This window comes from Aestuariivirga sp. (assembly GCF_046294715.1).
Lineage (GTDB): Bacteria > Pseudomonadota > Alphaproteobacteria > Rhizobiales > Aestuariivirgaceae > Aestuariivirga.
The window spans coordinates 46,221-66,246 of record NZ_JBKBKI010000011.1; the positions used below are offsets into that span (position 1 = coordinate 46,221).

General features: G+C 62.0%; 15 protein-coding genes. 5 read left to right on the forward strand and 10 right to left on the reverse strand.

What is annotated here, in order from left to right:
- Positions 1 to 122: 122 nt before the first annotated feature.
- The 6 genes from ACK4HL_RS09730 to ACK4HL_RS09755 all read right to left on the reverse strand — a co-directional run bounded on the left by ACK4HL_RS09730 (position 123) and on the right by ACK4HL_RS09755 (position 8,253).
- Positions 123 to 1,193, reverse strand: coding sequence for an AI-2E family transporter (locus tag ACK4HL_RS09730; RefSeq protein WP_409759337.1), 1,071 nt, complete (start codon positions 1,191 to 1,193; stop codon positions 123 to 125).
- Between the two features lie 483 nt (positions 1,194 to 1,676).
- On the reverse strand, positions 1,677 to 2,303 hold the full coding sequence (locus ACK4HL_RS09735; RefSeq protein WP_409759341.1) for a c-type cytochrome: 627 nt from the start codon (positions 2,301 to 2,303) through the stop codon (positions 1,677 to 1,679).
- Positions 2,290 to 3,564 carry a sulfite dehydrogenase gene (soxC, locus tag ACK4HL_RS09740; protein ID WP_409759344.1) on the reverse strand — a complete coding sequence of 425 codons (1,275 nt, stop codon included), beginning with the start codon at positions 3,562 to 3,564 and terminating at the stop codon, positions 2,290 to 2,292. The genes ACK4HL_RS09735 and soxC overlap by 14 nt, the downstream gene beginning before the upstream one ends.
- Before the next feature lie 438 nt (positions 3,565 to 4,002).
- The gene (locus tag ACK4HL_RS09745) at positions 4,003 to 5,316 is read right to left on the reverse strand and encodes a DUF2254 domain-containing protein (RefSeq protein ID WP_409759347.1); all 1,314 of its coding nucleotides are present in this window, start codon (positions 5,314 to 5,316) and stop codon (positions 4,003 to 4,005) included.
- 26 nt (positions 5,317 to 5,342) lie between these two features.
- Positions 5,343 to 5,723 carry an SH3 domain-containing protein gene (locus tag ACK4HL_RS09750; RefSeq protein ID WP_409759351.1) on the reverse strand — a complete coding sequence of 127 codons (381 nt, stop codon included), beginning with the start codon at positions 5,721 to 5,723 and terminating at the stop codon, positions 5,343 to 5,345.
- Positions 5,724 to 6,039: 316 nt separating this feature from the next.
- Entirely contained in the window at positions 6,040 to 8,253 is a 2,214-nt protein-coding gene (locus ACK4HL_RS09755; protein ID WP_409759354.1) for an EAL domain-containing protein, read from the reverse strand.
- A gap of 258 nt (positions 8,254 to 8,511) precedes the next feature.
- Between ACK4HL_RS09755 and ACK4HL_RS09760 the strand changes: the two genes are divergently transcribed.
- The 4 genes from ACK4HL_RS09760 (at position 8,512) to ACK4HL_RS09775 (ending at position 11,508) form a co-directional block, all read left to right on the forward strand.
- Entirely contained in the window at positions 8,512 to 8,712 is a 201-nt protein-coding gene (locus ACK4HL_RS09760; RefSeq protein WP_409759357.1) for a hypothetical protein, read from the forward strand.
- A gap of 164 nt (positions 8,713 to 8,876) precedes the next feature.
- A complete protein-coding gene (locus ACK4HL_RS09765) occupies positions 8,877 to 9,137 on the forward strand; it encodes a hypothetical protein (protein WP_409759360.1) in 261 nt (86 codons plus the stop codon).
- Between the two features lie 578 nt (positions 9,138 to 9,715).
- On the forward strand, positions 9,716 to 10,696 hold the full coding sequence (locus ACK4HL_RS09770; RefSeq protein ID WP_409759363.1) for an HWE histidine kinase domain-containing protein: 981 nt from the start codon (positions 9,716 to 9,718) through the stop codon (positions 10,694 to 10,696).
- Positions 10,697 to 10,896: 200 nt separating this feature from the next.
- Entirely contained in the window at positions 10,897 to 11,508 is a 612-nt protein-coding gene (locus ACK4HL_RS09775) for a glutathione S-transferase family protein (protein ID WP_409759367.1), read from the forward strand.
- A gap of 123 nt (positions 11,509 to 11,631) precedes the next feature.
- On the opposite strand, the gene ACK4HL_RS09780 is transcribed toward ACK4HL_RS09775, so the two are convergent.
- On the reverse strand, positions 11,632 to 13,263 hold the full coding sequence (locus ACK4HL_RS09780) for a winged helix-turn-helix domain-containing protein (protein ID WP_409759370.1): 1,632 nt from the start codon (positions 13,261 to 13,263) through the stop codon (positions 11,632 to 11,634).
- A 327-nt stretch (positions 13,264 to 13,590) separates the two neighbouring features.
- Between ACK4HL_RS09780 and ACK4HL_RS09785 the strand changes: the two genes are divergently transcribed.
- Positions 13,591 to 15,924, forward strand: coding sequence for a heavy metal translocating P-type ATPase (locus ACK4HL_RS09785; RefSeq protein ID WP_409759373.1), 2,334 nt, complete (start codon positions 13,591 to 13,593; stop codon positions 15,922 to 15,924).
- A gap of 49 nt (positions 15,925 to 15,973) precedes the next feature.
- Here the strand turns inward: ACK4HL_RS09785 and ACK4HL_RS09790 are convergent, their stop codons facing one another.
- From ACK4HL_RS09790 to ACK4HL_RS09800, 3 genes are all read right to left on the reverse strand, one after another.
- Positions 15,974 to 16,891: a ribose-phosphate diphosphokinase gene (locus ACK4HL_RS09790; protein WP_409759376.1), complete on the reverse strand. Its 918-nt coding sequence runs from the start codon at positions 16,889 to 16,891 to the stop codon at positions 15,974 to 15,976.
- Positions 16,888 to 18,414 (reverse strand): thymidine phosphorylase family protein, encoded by a 1,527-nt coding sequence (locus tag ACK4HL_RS09795; protein ID WP_409759379.1) that lies wholly within the window; start codon positions 18,412 to 18,414, stop codon positions 16,888 to 16,890. Before ACK4HL_RS09795 ends, ACK4HL_RS09790 begins: the two co-directional genes overlap by 4 nt.
- A gap of 183 nt (positions 18,415 to 18,597) precedes the next feature.
- Entirely contained in the window at positions 18,598 to 20,004 is a 1,407-nt protein-coding gene (locus ACK4HL_RS09800) for an FAD-binding oxidoreductase (RefSeq protein WP_409759382.1), read from the reverse strand.
- Between the last annotated feature and the right edge of the window lie 22 nt (positions 20,005 to 20,026).

Here is a 20,026-nt window from a genome sequence, read left to right on the forward strand (position 1 = left end):
ACCGAACGATCGTGCATTCGAACCATGACTGGCCGGAAGTGCCGGCAAGTTGCCCAATAACCCTGACCCCGCCGACGAGGCCAAAGTTCCGATGGGCGACAGGGACCTACGTGAACTGCGATCTAGTGCCCTCCCCCCTCGCTAGGAGCCAGTTCGCGATCTCCTGGACTGCGTTCGAGATACCGCTCCACATATGTCTTCTGCACCAAGGTCAGACCCAGTGCGGCCAATGGGGTCGCGAGTGCGAGGCCGAGGATACCGAAGAGCACGCCCATGAACAGTTGCACCGAGATGGTCAGTGCTGGCGGCAACGAGACTCGCTCCTGCTGAAGAAGGGGAGTTATGGCATAACTCTCGAGCGTCTGCACCACGAGGTAAACCCCGACAACAAGCAGTGCCGTGGTTGGTCCTTGCGCAAACGCCAGGAGAACGGCCGGTACCGCTGCAATGATGGGTCCGATGTTGGGTATGAAGGTTAACAGTGCCGCCAGCAGCCCAAGCACCGGCGCGAGCGGCATGCCAACTAGCCAGAGGCCCAGCCAAGTCAGAACTCCCACCACGGCCATAGCCATGAGCTGCGCAGACAGCCAGTTCTTCAGCGACTCGGTGGCCTGGTGAAGCGTGTCCTCCACTGAAGACCGCAAGGAGGGCGCGAAGAGGCTGACGAGACCGTGGCGGTATGTCATCGGGTCCAGAGCCACATAGAGGCCGATGAAGAGCATGATGATGAAGTTGCCGAGAGCCCCTAGCGTGGTCGTGACCGCGGTTGCGGCCGTCCCACCCCCGCCGGCCCTCATCAGCGCACCCGGCGTCGCCCGCCGGAGGAATTCCTCGCCCCAGGCATACTGCTCAACGCGGGACCGGAGCGATGCCAGAGCGGATGGGATCTCCCGAGCCAGCCTGTCGAACTGCTCGGCCACGGCTGGCGCGAAGAAGAAGCCTGCGCCTGCGAACGCCAGGACGATCAGGAGAATGAACAAGGCAATGCCCCAACGGCGGCCCACTCCCATCTGCCTTGCCAACCACTCTCCTCCACTCCCGAAAAAGACGCCGAATAGCAAGCCCGCGAAGATTACCAACAACACATCGGGGGCGTAGATGAGGATCAGTGCCAGCGCCGCAGCGACGACAAGCAGCGACGCGGTGCGACGCAGCGGGTAGGCACTTTCCAGGTGGCCGCCTGCGTCATTCATTCTCCGTCGGCTCCTCCGGGCACACACTTTCGCTGAACGCACAGCTTCGAAACTCTCCGTCCAGCGGCGGCCTATCGTGGTTGCACACCATTGAACCCTTCGAGATCACCTCGCTGGAACCGCTGCTGAGCCCCGTTCCTGGGCCTCCGCGTGGCAGTTCGGATGGCAAGCCCAAATCGTTGCGGCCAATTCTATCAGCTCACGCCTTCCTGCATATCCGCAGATCCCAACGCAGCTGCAGTTCCTGCCGGAAATCCGATGCCTGGGGCGCTGCTGATGCCGCCATGACTCATCCATGGGTCTGACTCACCCTGCGCTGGAGCCGCTGCAGCGCCCGCAAGGATGAGAACTGTAGAGAGAGCAAACACTGATAACGCACGAAGCGCAATCCCATGACTTTCCCGGGCCACTCCGAGTAGAGTAGTCGCACGCTCCTGACTCTTTAATTTTTCTGCCATGGATCCGGCAAAAGTCCCTAGCGTTCTACTGAACCTGATCGGGAGTGAGAGCCTTGTCCGCGCCTCCGCCGGAGACAAGAGGTTCGCATTGCTGCATGCAACGGGTGTTGGCAACGTCGGGCCTGGGATCTGGCCCAAAGAATCCATCCTCGTTCGGCATCTGCACCTGTGGAAGTGATCTGGCGTCCAACACGGCATCCTCTGGCACAAGGCCGTTCAAGTGAAGAATATATGCGGAAACTGCGTAGACTTCGTTGTCTGCCAGGCTTTGGGGCTGATCGAACGGCATGGCGCGATGGACATAATCGAAGAGGGTTGCAGCGTAGGGCCAATAGCTCCCCACCGTCTTGACTGGCTTGGATGTGTCGAGTGAGTCCTTTCCGCCGACCAGCCTGTCCATCGGACCTTCTTCTCCGCTGACGCCGTGACAGGCGACGCACTTCGCTTCGTAGATCTGTTGGCCTTCTGATACCGACCCGCGACCGCCTGGAAGGCCCGCGCCGTCCGGCCGCACGTCGATGTCCCAACCGGAAATCTGTTCAGCGCTCGGCTCCTCTCCGATGCCGTAGCGCTGCTGCGCGTGCGCCTGAGTTCCGAAGCCGACACCCAGTCCGATCATCACCGCCAATGCCGTACTATTAAGCCGCAGCATTGGAAATCGCTCCATTCTGGTCAATGTCCCACGTCTGTATTGCGTTATAGTGGTAGACATAGTTGCGTCCACGCGCGGCGATGAGCTGTTGTCGGGTCGGCTGCACATATCCAGTCTCATCCGTTGCACGGCTCGCCAGCCTGGCTGGCGCTCCCGTCCAGTCCCACGGCAGCCTGAAACGGGTCAGACATTTTGGCAGGACAGGCTCCTGCAGTTGGGCCCTCGCCCAGCTGCGGCCCCCGTCGACGGTCACGTCGACATGGGCAATCCGGCCGTTGCCGGACCAGGCAAGGCCGGAAATCTCATGAAATCCGGGGCTGCCGATCGACCTTGGCGGGGCAGGATTGGTGATGACCGACTTGGCCTCCATCACATATGTGAAGCGCCGGGCTTCGCCGTCCGGCATCAGGTCCGTGTATTTGGACGTCTCCTCGCGGGTGTGCCAAGGCTCGTCTCCAACCTCGATGCGGCGCAGCCATTTGATCGACATGTTGCCCTCATATCCCGGCAGCAGAAGCCGGAGGGGATAGCCCTGCTCTGGCCGGAGCCGTTCCCCATTTTGCGAATAGACCACCAGTGCATCATCCAGCGCCTTGCCGATCGGCACGCTGCGGGTCATCCCCGCGGCGTCGGCGCCTTCGGCGAGGATCCACGCTGCGTCAGGTCTCACACCTGCTTCCTGCAGGATGGTAGAGAGAAGAACCCCCGTCCACTCGCAACAGCTGAGCAGGCCATGGCTCGTCTGCACGCTGGGCTGAGGGTTATTGTACTCGGTGAGAGAATTGCCCGAGCACTCGAGGAAGAAAGTTCGCGAAACTGAGGGGAACCTCAACAGCTGATCCATGGTGAAGATCAGCGATCGCTCCACGAGCCCATGCACAATCAGCCTGTGTTCATCAGGATCGATGGCAGGAACTCCGCCGTGGTGACGCTCGAACACCAGGCCGTTGGGGGTGATGACGCCATGGAGATCCTGGAGCGGCGTGAAGCTCCAGGAACTGGTGTCCGTCGGCGTCAGATCCGTGGGACGCCGCACGACATCCCTCTCGAACGCGGATGGCAGCCCGTAGGCAGGACTTAGGATTGGCTTACCCTGCTCCCTCATCCATTTCGGCACATTCGGGGGCACGCTCGAGCCGCTCTCCTGTGCCAAGGCGCTTACGGGGCGCGCAACTGCTCCTACTCCGGCCGCGCCTGCAAGTGTTCTCAGCAACCGACGGCGGCTGGCAACGAAGCCACCAAGGCTCCCGACGTTTGGCATGCAAGCTCCTATTCAGGGAATGAGTCGGATGCCTCTCCAGATAAGAGTCGATGCTGATGTTGACTGGCCGGTGAAGAGATCCGCTGCAAGGCCGAACGCCTTTCCCAACCGCGGGTTCCCTGCGATGCGACTGGCGGTGAAATAAACCATCGACTGATGGCCCTCTGAATGGCTCAGAACAGCCGCAGCGCACGTGTCGTCACCGTAACACGCCAAGAAGATGGCCCGAGCTGCAAACGCCTACGCTGCCTACCGTGGTGGACAAAGGGCACTGCCCTGCTATCCATGCGGTGACCGCACTGAGCCCGACTTATCCTGTTTCAACTCCCCCCATCATGAGAGAGGTTAGGCGTCTCGAGCCGTTCACCTGCGACAGGCTGACGACAGCACCCACGAACGTCTTCACCTGCGGGTCGCACCGTGCCTCAGCGGGGCTGGTCATTCCTCCGGGACATCTTCGACAAGGCCGCGGCGCGCCCGTGCGATTGCCTCCAGGATGTCCCTACGGTCTTCTCCGGTGAATGACCCCAGAGACACCGTCCCCTCTAGCCGGATCAGCTGCTTGAGCAGGAGTTTCCTCTGTACTCCGTGTGTGGTCCCCGCGGCGAGTTTGGCAAGTACGTCGGCCATGCCGATCAATATCATGGGATGTCCACGGGCCGACTGCCGGATGGGCTGCAAGGCTGCGTCCAGCAGGTCCTCGACACTGCTGCGGCACGCCGTTACTCTGACCGTTCCATTTGCGTCGGCAAACCGGCAAGGCTGCGGATCGCGGCAGAAGACCTCTTCAAAGACAGCCCCTAGCCTGTCGAGCACAGCAGCAGCCGAGAACAGGTCGTTGATGCCCGGAGACAAGGCCCGCGTCGCGATCTCGACCAGATGCCGCAGACCGTATTCCGGGTCCTGCGCAGGCGTTCGCTCGGCTCCGATCGTGAAGGCGGCGCGGATCCGAACGCAGGTCTTCTCCGCGGGTGCCGCCGCTGCATGTACTGCAATGTGATCACCGTTCCTGAGAAGATAGTCTCCCGCCCTCACCCGAACGTCGATCGACATGTCGTACTCGCACGCCAATTCGACGAGGCCTCTGTAATCGACGACCTGCAGATAGCCAATTCTGGCGAGCGGAACGGCCCAGCTGGCCGCAGAAGCCGCCGCGTGTCCGGCGTTCCCGCTATGCTCGCGCCGTTCAGGCAGGATGTCGTGCAGGGTGTGCCGGAAGGCGCGCGCGACCGCCTCGATCACATTATCGGCGACGATGGATCTGGCAACCTTGTGGATGTAGAAAAGCAGTGCCAGCAGGCAGATGACCGTCAGGAGACTTGCCGCAGTAATGGCAAGATGCGGCACGCCTTCGGAACCGAGCGTGTCGTCGAGGGTACGCAACACAAGTATGACATACAGGATTGTGCCGACGAACAGTCCGAGCACGGCCTGTATCTGTCTGTCTCCCATGAAGGTTTGGATCAGCCGCGGGCCGAGCTGGTTCGCTGCCAGCGTGAGAATGACGAAGGTTACCGAAACCACCAGTGACGTCATGGTCATCAGGCCCGCCAGCAGACTCGACAGGAGATCGCGCGCGGTGCGAGCCTCACCACTGTAGAGCCACCACTGGCTTCTCTGTACATTCTCGATGAGGAGCGAACCATAACCGAGGAGCCCGACAGCGAGAAGAACCGCACCGAGGGCAAATAGCGCTGGTATGAGCCACAGCTGACCCTGCAACAGGGCGAGAATGTTTCGATAGCTACTCATGCGGCTTGTTCCCGATCCCCGAAGGCCTAGGTGCGGAGGGAGCGGTCGTTAGCCAAGAACCGGCCCGACGACCATCCTCGAACGCCGCGATAGCCGATCTTGCACCAGTATCCTGAAGCCAGTTGCTTGCAGCCGTAGTTGCGGATGGCCTCGGTATTGTGCCGCAGGAGGCCGATTCGCCGAAAATGCTTTCCTGGTCCGGAGCGGATCCACAGCACCTGCCCGCTGCGAAGACCATCGACCTTGACGTAACGTGCCGTGATCTTGCCATCTTCCGCCCCGGATGTACTCTCACCCGGACCCACGAGCACTACGACTGCAACGAGAGCGATGGAGATAGCTTTTACCGGTGCCGAGATCCTCCTCGCGTTCATCGAGTCTTTCCTCGCATTGGTATTGGGGATCATGTCGTTTCCGGCGCGAACGGAAATGGCACTCACTGGAACTCAGCATTTAGCTGCTCTGTTCCGAAACCTGCCCCGCACTTCGAGTTTTCCTTCCGGGGCGCCATGGCTTGGTGCCGCACTCACGCATTAGGCCACCGCCCTGGCGTTTCGCCTCGCCTCAAAGGTGCAACCGCGGCGGCCAGCCTTCGCCAGTCGCATGCCCGCCGCATCGGCGAGCTGGTGACCCCGCCAACCGGAGCGTCGGAGCGGGCCCCGCCTGCACGCTGGCGAACTGCGCACGGCCAGCAAAATGACCGCGACAGCCTGGGTCACGTCCTCACCTCTGACCAGCGGCGTCTCGAGCACCCGCGCCAAGAAGTTCGGCATGGTGTGTTGTTCGCCGCTCATGAACGGCGGGACCGCCAAGCAGCTCCTGACGCAGGCTCTCCATTAACGCCACGTTGCGATTGTTCTCAAACTCCTGGGCCGAAAGCGGGTGGCTATAGAGGAAGCCCTGCGCATAGTCACAGCCGAGCTCCGCGAGAGCACTTGCCTGCTCCGGGGTCTCCACGCCCTCTGCCACAATTCCGACTTCCAGACACTTGCCCAAGGCGATCACTGACCTGACGATCGCAGAAGAACTCTGCTTGGTGGTCAGACCCGCTACAAAGGCACCATCGATCTTGATCTTGTCCAGCGGGTAAATCTGCAGGTAGTGCAGACTTGAATACCCTGTTCCAAAATCGTCGATCGTGAGTGAAAAACCCAGTTTCTCGAGCTCACAAAGGCGCTGATGGGTGAATTCGCTGTGGGTCATGGCTGTGCGCTCGGTTATCTCCAGGTCCAGGTCACCAGGAGTGACGCCGGCGGCCATGACGCAGCTCATCAGATCGCGAACAAAGCCTTCGTTTTGCAATTGCCTGGCTGAGACGTTGATACTTACCGGCATTCGGGGCAGCCCCGCAGCGCTCCACCTCCTCAGGTGAGAGCATGCCTCCTGAACGACCCACTGCCCAACATCCAGAATGAGGCTCGACTCTTCGGCAATAGGTATGAACTTTGCCGGTGACACTGAACCGAGGTCCGGATGATTCCAGCGGAGCAGCGCCTCAGCACTCGCGATCCTCGCCGTCGATAGGTCGATCACTGGCTGGAAGTACAATTCCAGCTGACCTCGCGCAATGGCCGACCTGAGCTCGCTCTCAATCACCAGCCGGTCCCTCGCATTCCGGCTGAGACTTGGCGTGTAGAAGGAGTGGGTTCCGCGCCCCTCTCTCTTGGACTGGTACATTGCGGAATCCGCTTGTTTCATCAGCTCGGGCAGGCTTTCACCGTCACAGGGGAACAGGCTCACTCCGACACTGACAGACAAACTGATCTGGCAGCCTTCCACGGAGAGGGGCTTCGACAGATGCTGCTTGATGACGTTCGCCAGCCGGGTCGCCGCAGCGACTGCGTCTTGTTCGTTCTCGGCGCCTCCGAGGATAACGAACTCATCGCCCGCGAGTCTCGCAAAGAGATCTCCGGAGGGAAGGAGATGGTCGATGCTTTCCGCGAAAGCCCGCAGCACAGCGTCTCCGTAAAGGTGCCCGTGCACGTCGTTTATGTTCTTGAAGTTGTCGAGGTCGAGGAAGAGCAGAGCGTAAGCCCCACTGCGGCGCTCGAGCCGCTCGGTCGCGAGTTTCTCGAACAGGTTCCTGTTGGGGACTCCCGTCAAGGCGTCGTGGGTGGCAAGGTAGGCGAGCTCGCGCTGCGTCTTCCGGAGATCTGTGAGGTTTTCATGGGCGGCGACAATTCTCTCCACTCCGCCGCATTCGGTTCGCGTTAACTTCGCCACAAACCAACGTTCTTCATTGGGGGCATGGCAGGTGTACTCGAACCGGTACTCTTCCCTCGAACCTGCTATGAGAGCTCGAATGGCCTTCGCCACGCTGGCGGCGATCTCATCGCCCTGACTGGCCGCTCGGTCGCATGCATCGAGGTAGTTTGCTCCAACTCCGGTACTGGAGGGATCAGCACCATTTTCCGCGCTGAAGCGTTCCCACGGCCCGTTGGCGGCACAGATCACTCCATTCTGATCAAGAATGACAATGTGATCGTTCAAGGCAGAAAGAGTTGCGCGAGCCAGATGCTCTGCCTCTCGGCGCTTCCTCTGCTGTGTGACTGCGTGGGTTACATCCGTCCCCTTCAGGAGGATCCGGAGAAATTGCCCGGAGGGCGCATGCATGGGCCGGTAGGAGAACTCGAAGTACCGCCCCGCAGATGCTTTCGACCCGAAACGAACCGGCCCACAGTTCTCATGGCGGCAGTAGGAGTAGTAGACTTCGCGAAGATAGCCGAGTTGACCCGATGTTTCGAACTCCGGCAGCACGTCCCGAAGCCTAACGCCGGGCTCGGCCGGTTCGGCCATCAGGCTGGAAAAGGCCGAATTCCAGTGTGCGAGGCGATAGTCGGGACCCTCGAGAACTGCGACCGGGTGAGCTAATCTGGAGATCGTATACTGGCTTTCGGGCCGGGCGGTTCTGGGGCTTTCTGCGGGAAAATCGTTCATGCACTTCTCCTGACCGGTAGCAGACACACCTCACGCCGGCATCTGAGTGAGGTTCGAACGGTCATCTGCCCCACTCCCAGACCCTTAGCTTTGTAGGTATTAATTCCCTCTTTCGAAACTGCTTTAAAAGTTTAATTCACCCGATTTCCCGCTCGCACAACTGAGCGGCGAAATCTCCATGCCATCAAAACTCCTAGCATCCTTGTGGCAAGCGCCCCGCGGACGTAGTTTACACCCTTGCTCTGCACGGGGTGCCCTTTGGCCAAGATCACGGTTCACAGTTTCAAGGTATTCCACGCCATGAAGGGCGAATATGTCGAAGCCGGCTACAAGGCTACTCGCGAGTGGATCGCGAGGGCGGGGGGCGAAGTCATTCCAGACAGCGAAGAAGAGATCGACGATATCTGCCTGGACGGGACCGGAAGATACTTTCCGGCGAACAAGGAAGGTACCGATTAGCGTTCTGGCCGGGCGCTTAACCACGGCTTGGATGTGATACCTCCACGACCCCTTCATGCGTCATTACCGGGTTGATTGACGGTTGGACCACCTGTAAGCCACGGATGGCCATTGAAAAGGCAAGAAGACGCACATGGCCTGGATGTGCATACCCCGGAGTGAACATGGCTCTCTCGAAACGGCAGATTTCGAACCTCAAGAAGATCATTGCGACAGCCCAGAAGATTCTTGCCACTGAACAGTCAGAAGATACACGCGGAGCAGGAGACGGAGTGATCAGGCGTCGCCGCAGCCGTGTGGAGGCAAGCAAGATGCGTGCTGAAATCCTCACACAGCGCGAGAAGGGGGTCCCGGCAACGCAGCTCGCTAGGAAGTATGGCGTCAGCACCGCCTATGTTTACATGATCAAGAACATCGGCGACTGAACAATATTTCACATCCAAGGTTGTCTTTTGGCTCAGCGCTACAACCCTTTAGCTCAGGAGCGAGTCACATCCGTCGCTTCCTCCTTACCGCCATCGTAGGATGGCGTTAGGGGTTGTCTTGGGGATTCTGGCTGAAGTTGTTATTACAAGATTCGCGGACATGAGCTTTGATTGCGGGACCAGAGCAACAGGCTTGCCGAACCTTCCTCAGCACGAGTGGGTTGACCGAGTCAGACCTCGGCATTTCCTCCTGCCGAACCCCAAAGCACACAGCCGCTCCCATTGACGTCTTCGTTTAGGGAAGTTCAGGAAGACACGCACTGAATCCAGACATGGAACCCTGAAGACTCAGCAGTGTTGCCCGGGGACTTCCAGTGCCGCCTGGATTCTCAGCTCACTGACCGCCCCTGAAAAGGCACGACCTGTCCATCGTCTCTAGCGAGGGTTGGAGCAGCTGGCCGTTCAGTGGCCATAGCTCGTTTCTAGAGTCGGCAGAGACTTTCACCTCCCAAGGTGGTAGAAACTGGAATGGCCTGAAGCCGTTTCCTTGGGGCAGAAGGGCAAGTGGAGGTTGGCCAATGACGCTTGAAGAGCTTTACCGGCTCCTTCGCGCTGGCCATGTTCAAGCCCAGGGAGTCGTCGATACCATTCAGATGCCCCTTGTGGTGCTCGATCAGCATCTATGCGTGACCAATGCCAATCCGGCGTTCCTGAAACAATGTCACGTCAGGCGGGATGAAACGGTTGGCGAGAACTTCCTCCAGCTGGGGAACGGACAGTGGAACAACCCCGAACTCGAGACACTCCTTCGTCGCGTTATCCCCAGGACGGAGATTGTCCTGGGATACGAGATCGACCACAACTTCCCTCACATCGGCCGGCGAACGATGTTGGTGAGCGCCCGGCGTCTGGTTCATCCGGACAGCAACAGCCAATCCATGCTTGTCGTTTTCGATGATGTGACAGAACAGAGGGCTCAGCTCGCCCGGCATGACATCGTCGAGGCCGAGGTGCGGCACCGCTTCAAGAACTTCCTCGCCGTCGTGTCGTCCCTCGCACGGCAGTCTCCGGCAGATGGGCTCTCTGCCGCAGAGTATCGCGATACGCTCCTGGGCAGGATCGATGCTCTCGCAGAGGCTGAACTCTCGGCCTTCCGCAATGAGCCTTGCGAGCTCTCGGAACTGCTGGTGAGAGTTCTGGCACCATATGGTGAACAGGTACAGATCGGTCATTGCCCTCCGCTAAAGTTGGAGGCGCGGCGCGCAGCATCGCTGAGCATGGTCCTCCATGAGCTGGCCACCAACGCAGCGAAGCATGGTTCCCTCTCCGTGACTGGAGGCCGGGTCCTGATTAGAGCCACTGTTATCCGGGGCCAACACTCGCGACTGAGCATTCATTGGCGCGAAGTGGGAGGGCCCTCGCCTGAGGGCGACCCGCAAAAGGGCTTCGGAAGCAAATTGATCCAAATGGTTGCAACTCATCAGTTGGGGGGCAGCGCTGATCTTCACTTCCGCCCTGAGGGACTCACCGCTGAGATCTCAATTCCGCCCGCGGGGTGAGTGGATCCCGCGGAGCCATCCTGTCCCTGCTCTCCGGCCACCTGCATCTGGTTACGCAGCCGGAACTCGAGCACGACCGTCGTGGAGCGCTTGAGAGGCAGGAGTTCACCGCCGTTCGAGGGGTTCAACAATGTGGCTAACGTTTGGTAGACTTCTGACTGGATCCCCTAGCATTATGATAGCAGGGAGAGAGCGAGCCGATGTCCAAGCCCAAGGTCACCTATTTCGATTTCCCCGGAAGCCGGGGCGAGGAAGTGCGATTGGCTCTGGTACTCGCCGGCGTTGACTTTGACGATTATCGGGTCGGGCGCGCGGAATTCGCCAGGATCAAGCCAGATCTACCATTCGGGACCCTTCCCACTCTCGAGGTCCCCGGCCACGGCGTGCTTGTGCAGACGAATGCAATACTGCGCTTGATCGGTCGCCTTCACGGTCTGCATCCCGGGGATCCTTGGGAGGGTGCGAGGCACGATGCAGTGTTGGAAGCTTGCGAGGACCTGCGCCAACGTCTCTCGGCAACTTCACGCATGTCGGATGCAGCGGAAAAGAAGGCGGTCCGACAAGCGCTCGTGGCAGACTTTATTCCGCGCTGGGCAGAAGGCATCGAAGGGCTGATCGGCGAGGGCTCATTCGTTGGTGGGACTCGGCCCGCCGTCGCGGACATCAAGATCTATATGATCCAAAAGGCATTGAGCAGCGGAACGTACGATGACATTCCCCCAAAGATCCTCGACCGCTTCGCCAGAGTACAAGGCGTGGCCCAAAGGATCGCGAGCCACCCCGCGGTGCTAGCGTGGATCAGACGGGCGTGAGAATGTGAAGCCCGGTTGGAACCTTGATAGATGCGCGTCTATCGGCTGTCGAAATTCTTGGACTGAGACTGTCTTCACGGAATCCTGCGGCCGGATCGAGCAGTGGATCGGAACCGAAAATCCCTAGTCGGTCGGCAACGCAGACCTACGGAGACCCGCTCGCCTCAGTCCCTCCACATAGAGGTCCACAAAGGACGGGTCAGAAAAATGACTCAGGTCCTTCCTCGCCGTGGAAAGACTGTAGTCCGGACGGCGGTACAGAAGGCCGCGCAGGGCTTCTTGCGCCTGCTCGGGCCTGTTCGCCACACCCAGAACTGCCGCCAGCGTGACCCAAGGCCAATGAGTTGCATTTGGAGCGCGGGCGGCGGCTCGTGCATCCCGTTCCGCATTTGCAAGGCTGCCAAGCGCGAACTGTGCTTCGGACCGGTCGTGCAGGAACGTCCACCGATGGGGGTCGTGCGGATTCAGCTCGACGGCCGCATCAAGGAGGCGAACCGCGTCCTTCGCCTGGCCGGCGTAGCAGAGCGTCTGGCCGAGCGCGAAGTGGAGTTGTGCCAGGCTGGGATCCAGCCCGACCGCAGCCTCGAGTTCCGGAATGGCGTCGTCGAACTTGCGACTTAGCGCCCAGGCGCGGCCAAGCGACATGCGCCCGAGCGCATTCTTGGGATCGAGCGCCACGGCCTGGCCTGCACCTGTCATGGCGCGCCTCAACACCGTGTCGCGTGCTTCGGCCGATCCGTACCAATAGAGTTGGATGTCCACGTATGACAGCCGCGCATGAGCGGATGCAGACATGGGATTCTGCTGGATGGCCTTTGCAAAGTATGCCCGCGCATTGACCAGGCTCTCGTGCGTGAAGCGGTACAACTCGCGTGAGCCCTTCCAATAGGCGGCGTGAAAATCAAGCCCATCTCCGGAGGCCACCTCGGCCTTCGTCGTTTCATTGGCCTCGATCTCGGTGCGGATCGTGGCCGCGAACCTTCTGGCAAGCACGTCGTCCAGCGTGGGCAGACCATCCATGATGGGAGCGCGGCGCTCCACCCACAGGAGCCGCCCATCCACCCCGTCGATCAGCCTGAGCGTGACAGCCGGAGAGCCGCCCATGTGGCGAACGCCTCCGTCCACAATGTATTGTGCATCCATCTGGCCTGCGAGTTGACGGACGTCGGACGGAAGCCCGTTGCTGTCGAAACTGTTATCGTGAGGCGTCATGACCGCCAGGCTGCGGTCACGAGAGAGACAGGCGGCGAGGTCCTCGGTGAGCGCGTCGGCAATCTCGCTTGCAATGTGATCGTCGCCCGCGAGCCGCAGTGGCAGCACGGCGACACACGGCCAGGTCCTCCTGTTGAGATAGGGCGACGTCGCCTCGCTCGAAGATTGGGCCCCCCGGGCGACGGCAGCGGGTCCGCCGGCCGCAGAGGGAGGACGGCGGGTCTCGCCCAATGGCGCGGCGGTGCCGGATGCCTCCAATGAGGGTCCCGGAACCCCGCTGGCGGTTTCGATGACGGAGCCGACAAAGCGGAACCCGCATCCGTGGATGGTCCGGATGTAGCGCTGTCGCTGCCCGTCGTCGCGAAGTACCCGCCGCGCAGCGCTGACGGCACTCGAAATTGCGGCATCCGATATTATTCGACCCTGCCAGACCGCCGCGACCAACTCGTCCTTGGACACCATCCGATCACGCCGTTCGATGAGATTCACGATGAGATTCAGGACTTTTGGCTCGACGTGCACAGACACGCCAGAGGCGATCACCTCCCGCGTTCCGGTGTCGATGACAAGAGAGTCAAACGCGTATCTCACAACCAAGAATTACCACAGCCGCCCAACCTTTCATACCCCGCCGGCGGGTCCTGGCGCTCTTCATCTGCATTGACCTTCACTTTCTTCGGAGAGCGGCTCAACGTCCACGTTCCCGCAGGCTGCTCCTACACGGCCCGCATGCCGCTGGCCCAGCATTGGCAAACGACTGACTTCGATGCTGCAATGGGTTATCGTTTCCGCTTCTCACTCGGGCCACGGCAGGCGGGCCCATGAGGGCGAGACCGTGGGCCGGCGGCCGGACACAGATCGGAAACCGCATTGATCACGAAGAACCTTACCATTGCAGGCCTGTTCACCGCACTCGACAATCAGGCGGTGGAAAAGCGCATCGCGGCGCTCCGCGGCGTTCATCATGCCCATGTCAACCCGACGGCCGCCTCCGCTTCCGTGATGTTCGATCCCCTCGTCGTCACAGAGGTCGAACTCGTGGCGGCGATCAGGGCATGCGGCGTGCATTGCAGCGGCGAAGCGGTGCCGAACCACGTCTGCCCGCCAGGAGCCGGAACGCCCGTTTCTCATGCTGCACATGAGGCGGCCGGTGCAGCCGGGCATGACATGCATGCCGACATGGGCCACGGGCCCGGCGGCGACATGAAGGCCATGGCGCGCGACATGCGGAACCGGTTCTTCGTGGCGCTGGTCTTCACCCTTCCGGTGTTCCTGTGGTCCGAGATGGGTCACATGATCGGCTTCACTGCGCCTCCACCTTTCGGCATCGACCGCAACGTGCTGCTCTTCGTCTTCGCGGCCCTCGCGGTCGTCTATCCCGGCTGGCCGTTCTTCAGGGCGGCTTTCCGGGCGCTGCGGAATGGCGTGCTGAACATGGCCGTCCTTGTGCTGATGAGCGTCGGCACCGGCTACACATTCAGCGTGATTTCGACCTTCTTCCTCGAAGGCGTGCAGTTCTTCGAGGCGGCGGCCATGCTGATGGTGTTCATCCTGCTGGGCCACTGGCTGGAGATGCGCGCGCGCGCCGGTGCCTCCGATGCGATCAGGGCACTGATGGATCTCGCCCCGCCCAAGGCGGTGGTGTTGCGCAAGGGCGCCGAAGTGGAGGTGGCCACGGCCGAGGTGATGCTGGACGACACGGTGGTCGTGCGGCCTGGCGGCAAGATTCCAGTGGACGGCACGATCATCGAGGGCTCCTCTTCCGTCGACGAGTCGATGCTCACGGGCGAATCCCTTCCTGTTTCGAAGAGACCGGGCGATATCGTCATCGGTGCCACGATCAACAAGAGCGGCCTCATCCGCTACAGGGCCACGAAGGTCGGAGCGGACACGGCGCTGGCACAGATCGTCAAGCTCGTGCAGGAGGCGCAGAATTCAAAGGCTCCTTCGCAGATGCTGGCAGACCGAGCCTCGCAGTGGCTGGTGCTGGCGGCCCTCGTGGTCGGCGTGGCGACCTTCCTGGCCTGGTATGGGGTGATGGGCGCGTCGCTTGTCTTCGCGGTCACCCTGATGATCACCGTCTTCGTGATCGCCTGCCCCGATGCGCTGGGTCTCGCAACGCCGATGGCCATCATGGTGGGCACCGGGCTTGGCGCCAACCATGGCATTCTCATCAAGAACGCCCAGGCGCTCGAGGATGCGGCGAAGCTCGACGCCATCGTGTTCGACAAGACTGGAACCCTGACGCAGGGAGCGCCGCAGGTGGTCGACATCGTGACTGCCGAAGGCACCAGCACGGAAGAGCTTCTTTCTGCGGCGGCCTCCCTCGAGGCCAACTCGGAGCATCCGCTGGCCAAGGCGATCATGCAGCGGTCGGAAGGTCTTGCCATTCCGGCTTCGGCCGATTTCGCGAACGTGGAGGGCCAGGGCGCCCGGGCGCTGGTGGAGGGGCAAGAGGTGCTCGCGGGCAGCGCCAGGTTCATGACGGACCAGAAGGTCGGGTGGGCCGGCATGGAGCCAATGTCGAACGAGCTCCAGGGGGCGGGCCGCACCGTCGTGCATGTCGCCAGAAGTGGGAAACTCCTTGGCCTCATCGCCATCGCCGATGCGGTTCGCCCCACCTCCCGCACAGCCATCGAGTCGCTGCGGGCACGGGGCGTGAAGGTCGTCATGCTCACTGGCGACAATGCCGGCACTGCGGGCCGGATCGGCAAGGACCTCGGGATCGATGTGGTGCTCGCCGACGTGCTGCCGGGCCAGAAGGCAGACAAGGTCAAGGAGCTTCAGGCACAGGGTTGGCGGGTCGGCATGGTGGGGGACGGCGTCAATGATGCCCCTGCCCTCACCCAGGCGGATGTCGGGTTCGCCATTGGTGCGGGAACCGACGTTGCCATGGAGAGCGCCGACGTCGTGCTCATGAAGAGCGACCCCTTCGATGTGGTGCGGGCGATCACCATCTCCCGGGCAACCCTGCGCAAGATGCACCAGAACCTGTGGTGGGCCGTCGGCTACAATGCGCTCGCCTTCCCGGTCGCCGCGGGCGTCTTCTATCCCTTCACGCTGAGCCCCGAGATGGCGGCCATGTCGATGTCGGGTTCAACCGTGATCGTCGCGGTCAATGCCCTGATGCTCAGGCGCACGCAGCTCGCCCCAGGGCAGAAAGACCCCATGCAGAGGGTGCCAGCTTCGGTTCCGCAAACCTGATGTCATTCATGATCAAACCTCCGGTTCGCTGCAGTTGAAAACCCGGCGTTCAGGCCGGTCGCGCCGGTGCGTCACTTTGGTACCCCGTGAGATATGGAGCGACGAGTTTCGCGAGCAGCGGACCCACATCGAGCCTTGCCGCCGCGCCCGGTATGGTGTTGGTCGTCACCACCTCCGCACCGGCCTCCTCGAGCCGCGCTTTGGCATCCTCCGCGAGGACGCCGTGCACTGCCAGACATATGGGTGAGGCGAAACCCAGTCGGACGAGCTGGCGGACGGCAACCTCCATGGTCTTGCCCGAGGAGATCACGTCGTCGACGAGAACGGGCGTGCGACCTTGGAACACCCCCAGCCCCGAGAAGGTGATCGATACGTCCCGGTCGCCGCGCCGCGTCTTCTGCATGACGATGTGCGGAGCCCCGGCCGCGGCGGCGACGGCCGCCACCCACTGTTCGCTCTCCTCGTCCGGACCAAGCATGAAAACCCTGCCTTGCCTCGGCCGGAGATAGGCGGCGAGCACCGGGGCCGCGTGCCCCACGCCGACTGGCACCGTGTAGAGCTCATCAAGAGACTTGTAGCGATGGAGATGGGGATCGACCGTGACGATCCAGTCGAAGGAGGCGGACACAAGGCGCGCGAAGCCCCTGGAGGTGACCGCCTCCCCGTCGTTGAACTGCTTGTCCTGCCGCATGTAGGCAAGGTAGGGGGCGACAAGCCCCACACGAATCGCACCCTGGTCCCTCAGCGCGGCAGCAGCGAGGAGCAGCGGCAGCACTTTGTGATCGGGGTTGAACAGCGAGCAGGCGAGCGCCACCGAGCGCCCTGCCACAGGCGTCAGGAACCGGAGATAGCTCTCCCCGTCGGGGAAGATGCGATGTTCGAGCCGTCCATCCTCCACCTTCAGGAGGCCGGACAGGGAAGAAGCCAGCGCCTCGTTGCCCGGCATGGCGAAGATCACCGGCCTCATGTCTGGGTAATCCCAATGATGTCACCGTGGGCGCGAGCAAAGCTCAAGGCATAACCGAGTTCTCCCCGCGTCTGCGCATGGACGGTGTAGAGAGGCTGGCCCCTCTCCACCGGCGTTCCCAAAGCCGCATGGAAGTCGACCCCGGCGAGCGGATCGTGGGGAGCGCCGGCAAGCTTCGCCACCTTTGCCAAGCGGCGGTTGTCGATGGCCGTCACCCTGCCGGGCCGCTCGGCGAGGATCTCGGCGCGATGATCCGCCACTTTAGGCTCACGCATGCCGCCCTGCGCCTCGCAAATCGCCTGGAATTTCCTCCAGGCCGCCCCCGTGGCAAGCAGACTGCGTGCCCTCGCGATTCCCGCGCCTTCCGGGCAGGCCCCCATCAGTTCGAGAAGCCGGGCAGAGAGAGCCACTCCACGCGAGGCCAGTTGGGCGGAAGCGCCGGAACGGTTCTGCAGAACTTCCAGAACGTCACGTGCTTCGAGGGATGGCCCGATCCCGCGGCCCACGGGCTGAGAGCCATCGGTCTGCACGATCCTCAACTCCAGGCCAAAGGCGCTGGCGACATGCCGGAACCTTGCTTCGAGGCGCGAAGCGGCCTCCATCGTTCGCAGCTTCGCGGTCGGGCCAACGGGAATGTCGAGCACCACATGGGTTGAACCGGCCGCGATCTTCTTTGACAGCACCGAGGCCACCAGCTGTCCCTCGCTGTCGAAATCGAGGGGACGTTCGACGCTGATGAGGATGTCATCCGCCGGGCTGAGCTGCATGGCGCCGCCCCACACGATGCAGCCGCCCTCCCGCTCGACCACCCGGCGCATGGCAGCGATGTCGAGATCGACACGGGTCAGCGTTTCCATGACGTCTGCCGTGCCGGCAGGCGAAGTGATGGCGCGCGAGGATGTCTTCGGTATGACCAGTCCCGCCGCCGCGATGATGGGAACCACGATCATGCTGGTGCGGTTCCCCGGCAGGCCGCCGATGCAGTGCTTGTCGGCGACCTTTTCCGCCGGCCAGCTCAGCCTCTGCCCTGCACCGGTCATCGCCGCCGTCAGAGAGACCGTTTCGGCAGCATCGAGGCGGTCGCCGGCGCAGGCGGTGACGAACGCAGCGAGGTGAATGTCGTCGTAGCGCCCGTCGGTAACCTCCCTGATGATGAGGTCGATCTCGGAAGGCTCGAGTCCCCCGCCATACACCTTCTTCCGGAGATAGCTGTCAGAGGCGAGCGGTACGGGATGGGACAGTTCGACAGATTGGCCGATCTGGGCACCCAAAGCCTTCCAGGCGGCCTCCGACAGCGACACCTCATGGACGCTGAGAAGGTCGTCGCCCACCGTGTTCAGCGTGGCCACGATGTGACGCCCATTCATGCGCACGGAAATGCGGGAGCGCACCTCGAAGCCCTCCGAGCGGCAGACCTCGCAATCGCGGTTCATGAAGACCACGAATTCGCGATATGTGTCTATGTCGAGGCGACGGAGCCTGAGAGCGGCACTGCCGTTGCCGCGCTGTGATTGCGTCTCCAATCCTGATGCTCCTCTCTCGCCCGAAACCGCTTTCGGTACACCATGAGAGGAGCATCATTAGCAGGCCCTTCGACCTCGAGGAAACCCGCAGTTCCCCGCTCCACCCGGCTCAGGGCGTGATCGGCGAACATATGCCTGCCGGCACCGTTTCTCCTTCGAGGCCGGCACTCCGGTTCTTACACCTCAGGGTGCGATGTTCTGGTTGAGCCGGAACAGGTTGTCGGGATCGTACTTGCGCTTGACCTGCTGGAGGCGGGAATAGACGGCTTCGCCCAGAGCGTTCCGGACAAGACCGTGATCCTCGCCGAGGCCGGGAAAGTTGAGGTAGAGCCGTCCGGTGGAATGGCGCTGCATCTGCGTCCACGTCCTTTTCACCCAACCGATATTGGCCTCGTCATCTGCCGCGTCCGACCAGATGGCATCGAGGCTCAGCATGAAAGGGGCCGAGCGGTCGCCAAATGCGGAGGCATCGGGTGCCACGCGCTGCATGGCGCCGCCGAATTTCCAGATCGAGGCGTAGGTCATCTCCGAGGGGCGCTGCGCGAGATGCGCGGTGATCTCGTGGACCACCTCGTCATCCAGTCCCTTCAGGTAAGTTGATTTCCAGTAACAGCGGTCCCGTCCCTTGGGAAAAATCGCGTCGTAAAGCGTCTGGATCACGCGGTATGGCATGGGAGCGCTCATGTCGAGGAGAGGCTCGCCGAAGGAGCGCAGCGGCGCGATAACGCGCTCGCCCTCTTCAGCCGGGCCGTCATAGACATGGGCGAGTGCCACGACACGGCGGCCCCACATCTGCTCGGGGTATCCCGGATCCTGCGGAATGGTCGAGAACTCCGCAAGTCCGCTCAGCCGTTCCGGCGCGGTCGCCATGAAGTCGCGCCACAGCGGAACAATCTCGTTGGCACGCTCCTCGGGATAGATGGGGGCGCAGAACATGAGTTCGGGCGGAATCTCGTGCAGCGCGAACTCGAAGCTCACCACGACGCCGAAGTTCCCCCCGCCACCACGCAGCGCCCAAAGCAGTTCGGGGTTCTCCGTCGCGCCGGCATGAACCAGCCGGCCATCCGCCGTCACCACATCGGCGGCCATGAGATTGTCGCAGCTCAGGCCATGGCGGCCGCGAAGCCAGCCGATGCCGCCCGACAGGGTCAAGCCCGCAACCCCGGTGGCGGAGATGAGGCCCCCAGGGGTGGCGCGGCTGAAGGGCGCCGTGGCAGCATCGACATCGATCCACTGCGCGCCGCCTTCGATATAGGCGCGGTCCAGGGTTGGCGAGAGGCGGACGCCATTCATCAGCGACATGTCGATCATCAGGCCGGCCTCGCACACCGCATAGCCGGCCACGTTGTGCCCGCCCGAGCGGATGGCGATCGGCAGGCGATGGTCACGGGCGAAACCGACAGCCGCCACGACATCGGCAGCATTGCGGCAGCGGGCGATCAGCAAAGGCCGGCGGTCGATCATGCCGTTCCACACGACACGGGCGGCATCGTAGCCGGATTGTCCGGGCTCCAGCAATTCCCCCCTCAGTTTCGATCTAAGCGTGTCGATCTCGCCGCCCGTGAATTTCCGGCCCAGTTTGTCAGCCATGGCTTTCTCCTCCGGTGAGAGC

Coding starts and splice junctions, on each gene's coding strand:
- ACK4HL_RS09730 (WP_409759337.1), bottom strand. CDS start 1,193: ATGAATGACGCAGGCGGCCACCTGGAAAGTGCCTACCCGCTGCGTCGC.
- ACK4HL_RS09735 (WP_409759341.1), bottom strand. CDS start 2,303: ATGCTGCGGCTTAATAGTACGGCATTGGCGGTGATGATCGGACTGGGT.
- soxC (WP_409759344.1), bottom strand. CDS start 3,564: ATGCCAAACGTCGGGAGCCTTGGTGGCTTCGTTGCCAGCCGCCGTCGG.
- ACK4HL_RS09745 (WP_409759347.1), bottom strand. CDS start 5,316: ATGAGTAGCTATCGAAACATTCTCGCCCTGTTGCAGGGTCAGCTGTGG.
- ACK4HL_RS09750 (WP_409759351.1), bottom strand. CDS start 5,723: ATGATCCCCAATACCAATGCGAGGAAAGACTCGATGAACGCGAGGAGG.
- ACK4HL_RS09755 (WP_409759354.1), bottom strand. CDS start 8,253: ATGAACGATTTTCCCGCAGAAAGCCCCAGAACCGCCCGGCCCGAAAGC.
- ACK4HL_RS09765 (WP_409759360.1), top strand. CDS start 8,877: ATGGCTCTCTCGAAACGGCAGATTTCGAACCTCAAGAAGATCATTGCG.
- ACK4HL_RS09770 (WP_409759363.1), top strand. CDS start 9,716: ATGACGCTTGAAGAGCTTTACCGGCTCCTTCGCGCTGGCCATGTTCAA.
- ACK4HL_RS09775 (WP_409759367.1), top strand. CDS start 10,897: ATGTCCAAGCCCAAGGTCACCTATTTCGATTTCCCCGGAAGCCGGGGC.
- ACK4HL_RS09790 (WP_409759376.1), bottom strand. CDS start 16,891: ATGAGGCCGGTGATCTTCGCCATGCCGGGCAACGAGGCGCTGGCTTCT.
- ACK4HL_RS09800 (WP_409759382.1), bottom strand. CDS start 20,004: ATGGCTGACAAACTGGGCCGGAAATTCACGGGCGGCGAGATCGACACG.